This is a genomic window from Cronobacter turicensis, assembly GCF_041222865.1.
Taxonomy (GTDB): Bacteria; Pseudomonadota; Gammaproteobacteria; order Enterobacterales; family Enterobacteriaceae; genus Cronobacter; species Cronobacter turicensis.
The window spans coordinates 418,614-431,217 of sequence record NZ_CP165997.1; the positions used below are offsets into that span (position 1 = coordinate 418,614).

Sequence of the window (12,604 nt, forward strand, 5' to 3'; positions counted from 1 at the left end):
ATGCAAGATAATCACTATCAGACGCTGGCGCAGGCTAACGGCGCGCCGGTAAAAATGTGGACCCACGGCGTGCCGGTAGAGCCGGAAGCGCGTGAGCAACTGCTGAAAACGGCGAAAATGCCTTTTATTTTTAAACATCTCGCGGTAATGCCGGATGTGCATCTGGGTAAAGGCTCGACCATCGGCAGTGTGATCCCGACCAAAGGGGCGATTATCCCGGCGGCGGTGGGTGTGGATATCGGCTGCGGGATGATCGCGGTGCGCACGTCGCTGGTGGCGCGCGATCTGCCGGATAACCTGAGCGGGCTGCGCAGCGCCATCGAACAGGCTGTCCCGCACGGGCGTACCACAGGGCGCGGCCAGCGTGATAAAGGCGCATGGTCGAACACGCCGCAGGATGTCGATCATCACTGGGCGCCGCTTGCATCGCGCTTTAAGCGTCTGACGGATAAATATCCCAACCTGTTGAAGACCAATAATCATCAGCATCTGGGAACGCTCGGTACGGGTAACCACTTTATCGAGATCTGCCTTGATGAGCAGGAGCGCGTCTGGGTAATGCTGCACAGCGGATCGCGCGGCGTGGGTAACGCCATCGGCACCCATTTCATCGGGCTTGCCCAGAAAGATATGCAGCGACATATCGCGAATCTGCCGGACCGCGATCTCGCCTATTTTGAAGAAGGCAGCAAGCACTACGCCGATTACATCGAGGCTGTGGAATGGGCGCAGGATTTCGCGCGCCAGAACCGTGAGGTGATTATGAACCGCGTGCTGGCGGCGCTTTCCGCGATCATTACAAAGCCGTTTATGACGCAGCAGGAGGCCGTGAACTGCCACCATAACTATGTGCAGAAAGAGACGCACTTTGGCGAAGAGATCCTGGTGACGCGCAAAGGGGCGGTATCGGCGCAGAAAGGCCAGATGGGGATCATTCCAGGCTCCATGGGCGCTAAAAGCTTTATTGTGCGCGGGCTGGGTAACGAAGAGAGCTTCTGTTCATGCAGCCACGGCGCAGGGCGCGCCATGAGCCGTACCGCGGCGAAAAAACGCTTCACGGTGGAAGATCAAATTCGCGCGACGGCGCACGTTGAGTGCCGTAAAGACAGCGAGGTGATCGATGAGATCCCGATGGCGTATAAAGACATCGAGGCCGTCATGGCCGCGCAATCGTCGCTGGTGGAGATCGTGCATACGCTGCGTCAGGTGGTGTGCGTTAAAGGATAATGAAGGGTAACAACATGGAACTGAACGGTGTGGACGCCGCCATGCGCGAGCGCGTGCGGCAGGTGTTAAACGAGGTAGAAAAAAAGTATGGCGTGAAGGTGCTTTACGCCTGCGAATCGGGGAGCCGGGGCTGGGGCTTTGCCTCGCCGGACAGCGACTACGACGTGCGCTTTCTCTATGTGCATCCGCCGGAGTGGTATTTACGGGTCGATGCGCCGCGCGATGTTATCGAACTGCCCATCGACGACACGCTCGACGTCTGCGGCTGGGAGTGGCGCAAAGCGCTCGGGCTGCTCAAACGGGCGAACCCGACGCTTATCGAGTGGCTCGATTCGCCGATAGTCTACCGGCAGGATGAGACTACCCTCAGCGCGCTGCGCGATCAGGTGCCGCTCTGGTTCTCGGCCGAGCGGGCGCGCTGGCACTACTACTCAATGGCCCGCAAAAACTTTCACAGTTATTTGCAGGGCGAGACGGTGCGGCTGAAGAAATATTTCTACGTGCTGCGCCCGCTGCTTGCGGTGCGCTGGGTAGAAGCCGGTAAGGGCGCGCCGCCGATGCGCTTTCGCACGCTCCTGGATGGCACGGTGAGCGATCCGCTGCTGCGGGAAGAAATCGACGTACTGTTGGCGAGAAAGCAGCGTGCGGGCGAGGCTGAGTATGGCGCGGCGATGCCGCGGATACACGCGTTTATCGCCGCAGAACTGGCGCGCGGCGAAACCCCGCCTGAGCTGCCGCACAGCGAACAAGCGCAGGCGAGTCTGTTAGATAAGCTGCTTTATGACACGGTGATGGCCTGACAATGTCAGGCCATTTTTTTACTTACTCAAAAAGATTCTGGTGCAGCTTCTGGACGACCTGTTCGGCATCGTTGCCCGGCACCAGGAAGCAGAGGTTATAGCTCGACGCGCCGTAGCAAATCATGCGGATATTAAACGGCTCCAGCACGCCAAACACCTCTTTGCCGACGCCGCAGGCTTTAGAGAGGTTGTTGCCAATCAGCGCCACCAGCGCCAGGTTTTCTTCCACCTCCACGCGGCAGAGTGAGGAAAGCTCGGTCAACAGCGCCTGAGTGAGCAGCGTGTCGCCGGTCGAGGTTGAGCCGGTGGTGTCGAGCGTCAGCGCCACGCTCACTTCCGAGGTGGTGATCAGATCGACCGAAATATTATGCCGCGCCAGGATGCTGAACACTTCCGCGAGGAAACCGCGCGAGTGCAGCATGTTCAGGCTGTGGAGCGTCAGCAGCGTCTGCTTACGGCGCAGCGCCAGCGCGCGAAACAGCGGCGGGTTGGTGGTTTTGTTGCACACCAGCGTGCCGCCCGCTTTCGGATCTTTACTGGAGCCGACAAACACCGGGATGTCGCTGCGCACCGCAGGCAGCAGCGTCGCCGGGTGCAGCACTTTCGCGCCGAATGTCGCCATCTCGGCGGCTTCTTCAAACGCGATTTCATCAATGCGTTTCGCGGCGGGCACCACGCGCGGATCGGTGGTGTAGATGCCCGGCACATCCGTCCAGATATCCACGCGGCGCGCTTTCAGCGCCTCGGCGAGCAGGGCGGCGGTATAGTCGCTGCCGCCGCGGCCAAGCGTGGTGGTGCGCCCTTTGGCTTCGCTGCCGATAAACCCCTGCGTGATAACAAGCCCTTCCGCCAGACGCGGCGCGAGCTGCTGTGTGCAGAGTTCGGCAAGCGCCGCGACATCCGGCTCGGCGCGGCCGAAGCGGTCGCTAGTGCGCATCACTTTACGCACGTCAAACCAGCGCGCGTCTACGCCGCGCTCGCGCAGGATCTCGACAAACAGCAGGGTGGACATCAGTTCGCCGTGGCTGACCAGCTCGTCGGTGAGCGCGGTTGAGGTCGCAAGCGACGCGGCTTCTGAAAGCGTGCCGATGTTTTCCAGCAGACGGTCGATTTCTTCGCGGATCACCGTCGGGTTTTGCAGGCGCTCCAGGATGTCGTACTGAATTTTGCGGATAGCGTCGAGCTTTACAAAACGCTCGGTCGCTTCGGGGCCTTCTGCCAGCGCCACCAGTAGATTAGTGATCCCGGCGGAAGCGGAAAGCACCACCAGACGGACGTGGCCGTCGTCCAGGACGACATCGGCGCTGCGGTTCATGGCGTCGAAATCCGCCACGCTGGTGCCGCCAAATTTAGCGACCACTAAAGAATCTGTCATAACAACCTCGTGTCAGGGCGCCATTCATCATGTATGGCGGAATCTGTTCAGCCTGGGCACAAGGAAAGCGCAGTAAAGGGGCGGACGCAGGAGGACAACACCAACGTTACGATACACCCAGAAGCGCTCCACCTTGCGAAACGTTCGACTGCCGTCGTTTCGGGTGACAGCCCAGGGGATTCAGCCCCTGCAGCCGATGACGCGCCTTACCAGACAGCACGCCACCTCGGCGTCGTTCCCCCTCACGTGTGGTCGTGGGACGGGTTCCTCGCACACGTTACCTGGCCGACGCGCCTCTTCCTTTGATTTTCTTCCTGTTTGTGGCTACGCGTGTGTTGGCTTTCCTCGCTCACCCCAGTCACATACTTTTGTATGCTCCTGGGGATTCGCTGCGTCGCCGCCTTCGCGTAACCCCAAACCGTTTGAAAATCGTGTTTATGTTCTGCTCGGGATTCGCTCGCTTACCGCCTTGCCACACCCCGAACTATGTTGGAAAACAAAGATTTTCTTCCTGTTTGTGGCTACGCGTGTGTTGGCTTTCCTCGCTTACCCCAGTCACATACTCTTGTATGCTCCTGGGATTCGCTGCGTCGCCGCCTTCGCGTAACCCCACACCGTTTGAAAATCGTACTTTCCTGTTTCAGGCTGTGACGGCGTTGGTTGCGCTCGCCACACCCCGAACTCCTCTGAAAAACGCTGACGCCGTGCTATTGCCTTATCGCCGCAACGCGCAAAACAAAAAGCGGGCGTTACCGGCGGCTTCAGGTTGCGTGAACGTTTGCTGAAACCGCGGAAAAAAGACCGGCCAGGCGTGCGCAGGGCGCGTCGGGCCGGTACTTATTCATAAATAAAGGGTTGGCCGGGGGATTGTCAACGATACGGTCATGGGGATTTTTCATATTACGCAGGCTGCCAGGAAAATAACTTATAACGACTATACTTTTCTTTTGTCGCCGGGGAGGCTGGCGTCCGGCCTTATGATAAAAATCATCACAATTTCAGTGACTGGCGCTACAATCGACCGCAGTCACAATTCTCAAATCACAAGAGTATTGCTATGAAAAACATCAACCCAACGCAGACTTCTGCCTGGCAGGCACTACAAAATCACTTCGACGCGATGAAAGAGGTTACCCTCGCAGACCTCTTCGCCAAAGACGCTGACCGCTTCGGTAAATTCTCCGCCACCTTCAACGATCAGATGCTGGTGGACTACTCCAAAAACCGCATCACGGAAGAAACGCTCAGCAAACTGCTGGATCTCGCGAAAGAGACCGATCTGGCGGGCGCCATTAAATCCATGTTCTCCGGTGAAAAAATCAACCGCACCGAAGACCGCGCCGTTCTGCACGTGGCGCTGCGCAACCGCAGCAATACGCCGATTCTGGTTGACGGCAAAGATGTGATGCCGGAAGTGAACGCCGTGCTGGAGAAGATGAAAAAATTCTCCGAAGCCATCATCTCCGGCGAGTGGAAAGGCTACACCGGCAAGCCTATTACTGACGTGGTGAACATCGGTATCGGCGGCTCTGATCTTGGCCCGTTCATGGTGACCGAAGCCCTGCGCCCGTACAAAAACCACCTCAACATGCACTTTGTCTCCAACGTCGATGGCACCCACATCGCCGAAGTGCTGAAAAAGGTGAACCCGGAAAGCACCCTGTTCCTGGTGGCGTCCAAAACCTTTACCACCCAGGAAACCATGACCAACGCCCACAGCGCGCGCGACTGGTTCCTGAAAACCGCCGGTGACGAAAAGCACGTAGCGAAGCACTTCGCGGCGCTCTCCACCAACGCGAAGGCGGTTGGCGACTTCGGCATCGATACGGCGAACATGTTTGAGTTCTGGGACTGGGTCGGCGGCCGTTACTCCCTGTGGTCGGCGATTGGTCTCTCTATCATCCTGTCCGTGGGTTACGACAACTTTGTCGAGCTGCTCTCCGGCGCGCACGAGATGGACAAACACTTCTCCACCACGCCGTTTGAGAAAAACCTGCCGGTGCTGCTGGCGCTGATTGGCATCTGGTACAACAACTTCTTTGGTGCGGAAACCGAAGCGATTCTGCCGTACGACCAGTACATGCACCGCTTCGCGGCGTACTTCCAGCAGGGCAACATGGAATCCAACGGCAAGTACGTTGACCGTGACGGCAACGCCGTGGATTACCAGACTGGCCCGATTATCTGGGGCGAACCGGGCACCAACGGCCAGCACGCGTTCTATCAGTTGATCCACCAGGGCACCAAACTGGTTCCGTGCGATTTCATCGCGCCGGCCATCACGCATAACCCGCTGTCAGATCATCATCCGAAGCTGCTTTCTAACTTCTTCGCCCAGACCGAAGCGCTGGCGTTCGGTAAATCCCGTGAGGTCGTAGAGCAAGAGTTCCGCGACCAGGGTAAAGATCCGGCACAGCTGGAAAACGTGGTGCCGTTCAAAGTGTTTGAAGGCAACCGCCCGACCAACTCCATCCTGCTGCGTGAAATTACCCCGTTCAGCCTGGGCGCGCTGATTGCGCTCTATGAGCACAAAATTTTCACCCAGGGCGCGATTCTGAATATCTTCACTTTCGACCAGTGGGGCGTGGAGCTGGGCAAACAGCTCGCTAACCGCATCCTGCCGGAGCTGGGCGATGATAAATCGGTCGACAGCCATGACAGCTCGACCAACGGCTTAATTAACCGTTATAAAGCCTGGCGCGGCTGATTTAAAATAAGCGTGAAAAATAAGCGTAATGATGCCGGCAATATGCCGGCATTTTTTTCTCAGATAAATCTTGTTGTTCGCCCGCGTCCCGCTACTCTTTAATCTTGAGGTTAATCCGAAAATCGCCTTGTCAGGCCTCTGCGCGTCTGAAGCCTTTCAGATAAACCGGATTTCCGTTTTGCAGAGATATATTATAACAACTTGAAAAACAGGCGATTTATATAAAATCCATTACGCCATCCCGCGCAGTTTGTCTAATTATCCTAAAACCCTGTGCCTATTTCCCTGTGTCGTAAACCGACAGACGTTGTTGTGTATACTCGGAAGCGCCTGAAAAGCTTTTCGGGTAAATCTCCATTCATTCAATGAAGGGAAATTGATATGAAGAAAATCCTTAGTGGCGTTTTCGCCATTGCAGCGCTTGGCGCTGTCTCAGCCCAGGCTGCACCGGTTAGCGTCGGTGAAGCGGCAGGCTCAGCAGCGACCTCCGTGTCGGTTGGCAGCTCCAGCGCCAGCGCGTCAAGCACTGTAGGGTCAGTTGTCGGTGTGGCGCTTGCCGCCACCGGCGGCGGCGATGGTTCCAATACCGGGACCACCACCACCACCACCACCAGCACGACCACCCAGTAAACCCTTCGGGGCTTTAACCATAACCACACTACGGTGTGGTTATTTTGACTTTTTTTGGGGAAATATCGTGAAGCGACTCGCGATTGTGTTGATGTGCCTGATGATTCAGGCCTGCTCCACCACGACCAAGGGACTCGGCAACTCACTCAGGCAAAGTATTTTCGGCCCGGATGGCGTGCAGCTTACGGATGACGATATCCAGAACATGCCCTACGCCAGCCAGTACATGACGCTGAATAACGGCCCGCAACTCTTTGTGGTTCTCGCTTTTTCTGAAAACGGCCAGCAAAAATGGGTGACGCAGGACCGCGCGACCATCGTAACGCAGCACGGGCGCGTCGTTAAAACCTTAAGCCTCGCCGACAACCTGATAGACATCAATAACCTGGCCGCCGACCCGCTGGTGCATGCCAACCAGATTATCGACGGCGCTACCTGGACCCGCACGATGGGCTGGACCGAGCGCCATCAGGTGCGTTACGCCACCGCCCGTTCCACCTTTACCTGGGACGGTACCGATACCCTGAAAGTGGGCAGCGACATCACGCCGGTGCGCATTCTGGATGAAAAAGTGACCACAGAAGCCGCCACCTGGCACAACCGCTTCTGGGTGGACAGCGATGGACAGATTCGTCAGTCAAAACAATATCTGGGTGCGGGCTATTTTCCGGTCACCACCATTCTGTTGAAGGCAGCGAAATAATGAAAACCACACTTATCGCTTCGCTGATATTTAGCCTCGGCAGCTTTTGCGCTTTCGCCGATGGCACCATTACCGTTTATCGGGACCATGCACAGCCGCTAAAAGTCTCCGGCGCGAAACATCTCGCCGATCTGGTTTCTCAACCGCAGTTAACCGGCAGCTGGTGGCTGGGCGCGGTTATCAGCGAACGTCAGGCAAGCGTTGAAGCGCAGGCGCAGCATCAGGTGCTGCTCAATCGCCTGGCGTCTCTTGCCGCTGAAGAAGGCGGCGATGACGGCGCGGCGATTAATCGCGTGCGCCAGCAGTTACAGGCCATCAAAGTGACAGGCCGTCAGAGAGTGATCCTCGACCCAGATCGTGTGCGGGTGCGTCCGCACAACAACCCGCCGCTGGAAGGCGACTACGAGTTATGGGTGGGCCCGCAGCCGTCCACCATTACGCTTGTCGGGCTTGTCAGCGCGCCTGGCAAAAAAACGTTTACCCCCGGTAAGCCAGTGACCGATTACCTGGATGAGGTCAGCCGTCTGAGCGGCGCCGAGCGCAGCTACGCCTGGCTGATTCAGCCGACCGGGCGCGTGGAAAAGGTGCCGGTGGCGTACTGGAATAAGCGCCACGTCGAGCCGATGCCCGGCAGTATTCTGTATGTCGGCTTCGCTGACCATACGTTTACCTCAGCGTATGACGGGCTGAACGAGCAAATCATCTCTTCTCTGACGCATCGGGTGCCGGATTAATGAAAAAACATTACTACTTCAGCCTGCTGGCGCTGGCGGTCGCTTCCGCCTGCCATGCCGAAACGTATCCGGCGCCGGTAGGCCCTTCGCAGACAGATTTCGGCGGCGTCGGCCTGATGCAGACGCCGACGGCGCGCATGGCGCGCGAGGGTGAGCTGAGTCTTAACTATCACGATAACGATCAGTATCGCTACTACTCTGCCTCCATTCAGCTTTTCCCGTGGCTTGAAACCACGCTGCGCTACACCGACGTGCGTACCCGTGAATACTCTAACGTGGATGCGTTCTCCGGGGATCAGACCTACAAAGATAAAGCGTTCGATCTCAAGCTGCGCCTGTGGGAAGAGGGCTACTGGCTGCCGCAGGTGGCGGTGGGCGCGCGCGATATCGGCGGTACGGGGCTGTTTGACGCCGAATACCTTGTCGCCAGCAAAGCCTGGGGCCCGTTTGATTTCTCGCTCGGTCTGGGCTGGGGTTATCTGGGGACGAACGGCAACGTGAAGAACCCGTTCTGCCAGTACGACGATAAATTCTGCTACCGCGACCCGAGCTACCAGCGTGCGGGTTCGATTGACGGCAGCACCATGTTCCACGGCCCGGCGGCGATTTTCGGCGGTATCGAATACCAGACGCCGTGGCAACCGCTGCGCCTGAAGCTGGAGTATGAAGGCAACAACTACACCCAGGACTTCGCGGGCAAAATCGATCAGAAAAGCAAATTCAACGTGGGCGCGATTTATCGCGTCGCCGACTGGGCGGACGTTAACCTGAGTTACGAGCGCGGCAACACGGTGATGTTCGGCTTTACGCTGCGCACCAACTTTAACGATCTGCGCCCGTCCTATAACGATAACCGCCGCCCTGAGTATGATCCGCAGCCGCAGGACGCGATGTTGCAGCACAGCGTGGTGGCGAACCAGCTCACCTCGCTGAAATACAACGCGGGCCTGAACGACCCGCAGATTCAGGTGAAGGGCGATACGCTCTACGTCACGGGCGAGCAGTATAAATACCGTGATTCGCGCGAAGGGATCGAGCGCGCTAACCGCATCATCATGAATGACCTGCCGGAAGGCGTGAACCGCATCCGCGTGACCGAAACGCGGCTCAATATGCCGCAGGTCACCACGGAAACTGAGGTGGCGAGCCTGAAGCGTCATCTGGAAGGCGAACCGCTCGGCCATGAAACGCCGCTGGCGCAGCAGCGCATGACGCCGATCGAAGCGGAAAACCCGGAGCAGGGCTGGTATATCGAGAAATCGCGCTTTAACGTCGCGATCAACCCGGTGCTGAATCAGTCCATCGGCGGCCCGGAAAACTTCTACATGTATCAGCTGGGCCTGATGGGCACCGCCGATCTGTGGATGACCGACCACCTGCTGACCTCCGGCAGCGTGTTTGTGAACCTGGCGAACAACTACGACAAGTTCAGCTACACCGACCCGAAAGACCGCTCGCCGCTGCCGCGCGTGCGTACCCGCGTGCGTGAATACGTGGAGAACAACTATTACGTTAACAACCTGCAGGCGAACTACTTCCAGCATCTGGGCGGCGATTTCTACGGCCAGATCTACGCAGGCTATCTGGAAACCATGTATGCCGGTGCCGGCGCGGAAGTGCTGTGGCGTCCGGTGGACAGCAACTGGGCGTTTGGCGTTAACGGCAACTACGTGAAGCAGCGTGACTGGACCAGCCCGCAGAACATGATGAAATTCACCGACTACAGCGTGAAAACCGGTCACCTGACCGCGTACTGGACGCCGCCGTTTGCGCAGGATGTGCTGATTAAAGCGAGCGTCGGACAGTATCTGGCGGGGGATAAAGGCGGCACGCTGGAAGTCTCGAAGCACTTCGACAGCGGGATTGTGGTGGGCGCGTACGCGACTATCACTAACGTGTCGCCGGAAGAGTACGGCGAGGGCGATTTCACCAAAGGCGTCTATGTGTCGGTGCCGTTTGATCTCTTCACCACCAGCCCGACCCGCAGCCGCGCCGCGATCGGCTGGACGCCGCTCACCCGTGACGGCGGCCAGATGCTGGGCCGTAAGTTCGATCTCTACAGCATGACCAGCGATAAGAGCCTGAACTTCCGGTAATAGTGCGGTGGGTTCAGGTCCAGGGAACGCATGTGGAACGGGGGGTGCGCTGCGCTTACCCAGGGGGATTTCGTAGGGCGGGTAAGCGCAGCGCACCCGCCACACGATTTTACGCTTACAATCGCCGCAACAACCGCGCCGGGTTACCGGCGTACACGCCTTTCTCTGTAATCGACTTTGTCACCACGCTGCCTGCGCCAATGACCGCGCCGTCGCAAATCGACACCGCGAGAATGGTCGCATTGCTGCCAATCGATACGCCATCGCCAATCACAATCCGCCCCCAGTTTTCACTATTCGGGTCCGGCTCGCCGTCGCGAAACATATCGTTGGCGAACATCACGCCGTGGCCGATAAAACACGCTTCGCCGATGGTCACGTACTCGCAAATAAATGTATGCGACTGCACCCGTGTGCCGCGCCCGATACGGGAATGGCGCTGGATCTCCACAAACGGGCCGATAAAGACCTCATCGCCCAGCTCGCAGCCATACACATTGGCGGGCTGATAAATCACCACGTCGCGCCCGACGGTCACATCGCGCACGGCCACTTCACGCAATTCAGGCACGGACGTCGTCATCACGCGCGCTCCCGCTCAACGCGCGCGACAATCTGCGCCAGCGCGGCGCGTGGGCTGGTGAGCAGGTTGGGATGGCTGAAATAACGCTCCGCGCCCGCCATCGAGGCCTGCGCCAGCGCCACGCAGCCTGCGCCGCGCGCGAACGCCTGCTCAGCGGCCTGGGCGATGCGCTGATGAAAAGCCTCGTGCTGGCCGCTCTGAAACAGCGCCCAGGCCTCCGGGATAATCTCAACCCCAAGCGGCGTAGTAGGCGCGAGCGTGGCGCGAAACAGCGCGGCGGTGGGGTGCAGCGTGGTCGGCGCGGCGCAGAGCACCATCACGGGCTGTCCGGCGGTGACCGCCGCCTGCGCCAGCGCGCGGTCAACACGCATAATGCCCGGATCCTGCGCCAGGAAATCGGCAGCTGAGCCCAGCGTCGAGCAGGTAAGCAGCACCACGTCGGCGTCAGTGCGCAGATCCGCCAGCGAGGCTATGGCCTCTTTTTCAATCTCGGGCGTGACGCCGCCTGCGGCTTGCGCCTGTTCGAGCAGGTGCGGCATCACTTTATGGGTTAAGGCGTCTTGCGGAAGATTTAGCGCGCGGGCGGCCTCATCAAAAACCGCCACGTTGCTTTGCGCCGTATGCAGGCAGGCTATTTTCATTTTCTTTCCCTGTTATCAGTAAGCGTTACGATGCGCGGGCCTCTTACGGGCCAGGCGAAACCTGAACCTTTAACTATAGACGCTCGTGACGTTTTTAACGCCCGGGCTGGGCAAACGCATATAAAAAAAGGCGGCACGGGGCCGCCAAAAGTGACTTCTTAGTCAGGGATACAATGGTACTGCAGTGGCAAAATAACGATGAAGAGGCTTAACCTTTAACGCCCCCCGCCGTGAGGCCGCTCACCAGCCAGCGCTGCGCCAGCAGGAAGACCACGGTAATCGGGATGGCTGACAGCACGGCCGCCGCCGCGAAATCGCCCCACAGGTAGTTTTGCGGGTTGAGATATTGCTGCATGCCCACCGCCAGGGTGTAGCTGTCGACATCGCGCAGTAGCAGCGAGGCGACCGGTACTTCGGTAATCGCGCCGATGAACGAAAGAATAAACACCACCGCCAGGATCGGCACCGACAGCGGCAGCAGCACCAGCCGGAACGCCTGCCACGGTGTTGCGCCATCCAGCGCCGCCGCTTCTTCAAGCGAGCCGTCGATAGTTTCGAAATAGCCTTTGATAGTCCAGACATGCAGCGCGATACCGCCCAGATAGGCGAAGATCACGCCGCCGTGGGTGTTAAGCCCGATAAACGGAATGTACTGGCCGAGCCTGTCAAACAGCGCGTAGAGCGCCACCAGCGACAGCACCGCCGGGAACATCTGGAAAATCAGCATGCCTTTCAGCAGCGCGCCTTTACCCGGGAAACGCATACGGGCGAAGGCATAGGCGCAGGTGGTGGAGAGCGCCACGATGCCTGCCGCGGTAATGACCGCGATTTTCACCGAGTTCCACAGCCACAGTAGCACCGGGAACGGCGGCGGCGTCACGCGGCCATCGGCGTGCTCCACGCTGAAACCGAGCGCCAGCCGCCAGTGTTCCCAGGAGATTTGATCCGGGATAAGGCTCCCGGTCGCGAAGTTGCCGGGGCGCAGCGAAATCGCCACGACCATCAACAGCGGAAACATAATGGCGGCGATAAAGGCCAGCAGCAGCAGGTGTGTCGCCAGCAGACGCAGCTTTTGCGATTTTGGTTGAACCATAGCCATGTGGGATCT

Annotated in this window: 11 protein-coding genes and 1 riboswitch; of the genes, 7 read left to right on the forward strand and 4 right to left on the reverse strand. The window is 58.5% G+C overall.

Annotated elements, in window-relative coordinates:
- A complete protein-coding gene (locus AB8W27_RS02035) occupies positions 1 to 1,227 on the forward strand; it encodes an RtcB family protein (protein ID WP_015742679.1) in 1,227 nt (408 codons plus the stop codon).
- A 14-nt stretch (positions 1,228 to 1,241) separates the two neighbouring features.
- Positions 1,242 to 2,027, forward strand: a complete 786-nt coding sequence (locus AB8W27_RS02040) for a nucleotidyltransferase domain-containing protein (RefSeq protein WP_041924214.1) — start codon at positions 1,242 to 1,244, stop codon at positions 2,025 to 2,027.
- A 22-nt stretch (positions 2,028 to 2,049) separates the two neighbouring features.
- Here AB8W27_RS02040 and lysC read toward each other — a convergent pair whose 3' ends face one another.
- The gene (gene lysC, locus AB8W27_RS02045) at positions 2,050 to 3,402 is read right to left on the reverse strand and encodes a lysine-sensitive aspartokinase 3 (protein ID WP_015742677.1); all 1,353 of its coding nucleotides are present in this window, start codon (positions 3,400 to 3,402) and stop codon (positions 2,050 to 2,052) included.
- 113 nt (positions 3,403 to 3,515) lie between these two features.
- Positions 3,516 to 3,709: riboswitch (Lysine riboswitch) on the reverse strand.
- A 750-nt stretch (positions 3,710 to 4,459) separates the two neighbouring features.
- Between lysC and pgi the strand changes: the two genes are divergently transcribed.
- From pgi to AB8W27_RS02070, 5 genes are all read left to right on the forward strand, one after another.
- A complete protein-coding gene (pgi, locus tag AB8W27_RS02050; protein WP_015742676.1) occupies positions 4,460 to 6,109 on the forward strand; it encodes a glucose-6-phosphate isomerase in 1,650 nt (549 codons plus the stop codon).
- Between the two features lie 381 nt (positions 6,110 to 6,490).
- A complete protein-coding gene (gene yjbE / locus AB8W27_RS02055) occupies positions 6,491 to 6,739 on the forward strand; it encodes an exopolysaccharide production protein YjbE (protein ID WP_015742674.1) in 249 nt (82 codons plus the stop codon).
- A 67-nt stretch (positions 6,740 to 6,806) separates the two neighbouring features.
- On the forward strand, positions 6,807 to 7,442 hold the full coding sequence (locus tag AB8W27_RS02060) for a YjbF family lipoprotein (RefSeq protein ID WP_041923986.1): 636 nt from the start codon (positions 6,807 to 6,809) through the stop codon (positions 7,440 to 7,442).
- Positions 7,442 to 8,176 (forward strand): capsule biosynthesis GfcC D2 domain-containing protein, encoded by a 735-nt coding sequence (locus AB8W27_RS02065; protein WP_041923985.1) that lies wholly within the window; start codon positions 7,442 to 7,444, stop codon positions 8,174 to 8,176. Before AB8W27_RS02060 ends, AB8W27_RS02065 begins: the two co-directional genes overlap by 1 nt.
- Positions 8,176 to 10,272: a YjbH domain-containing protein gene (locus tag AB8W27_RS02070; protein WP_015742671.1), complete on the forward strand. Its 2,097-nt coding sequence runs from the start codon at positions 8,176 to 8,178 to the stop codon at positions 10,270 to 10,272. The genes AB8W27_RS02065 and AB8W27_RS02070 overlap by 1 nt, the downstream gene beginning before the upstream one ends.
- 115 nt (positions 10,273 to 10,387) lie before the next feature.
- Here the strand turns inward: AB8W27_RS02070 and AB8W27_RS02075 are convergent, their stop codons facing one another.
- The 3 genes from AB8W27_RS02075 to malG form a co-directional block, all read right to left on the reverse strand.
- Positions 10,388 to 10,843, reverse strand: coding sequence for an acyltransferase (locus AB8W27_RS02075; protein WP_282913974.1), 456 nt, complete (start codon positions 10,841 to 10,843; stop codon positions 10,388 to 10,390).
- Between the two features lie 11 nt (positions 10,844 to 10,854).
- Positions 10,855 to 11,496 (reverse strand): hypothetical protein, encoded by a 642-nt coding sequence (locus AB8W27_RS02080; RefSeq protein WP_015742669.1) that lies wholly within the window; start codon positions 11,494 to 11,496, stop codon positions 10,855 to 10,857.
- Positions 11,497 to 11,704: 208 nt separating this feature from the next.
- On the reverse strand, positions 11,705 to 12,595 hold the full coding sequence (malG, locus tag AB8W27_RS02085) for a maltose ABC transporter permease MalG (protein ID WP_007764669.1): 891 nt from the start codon (positions 12,593 to 12,595) through the stop codon (positions 11,705 to 11,707).
- Between the last annotated feature and the right edge of the window lie 9 nt (positions 12,596 to 12,604).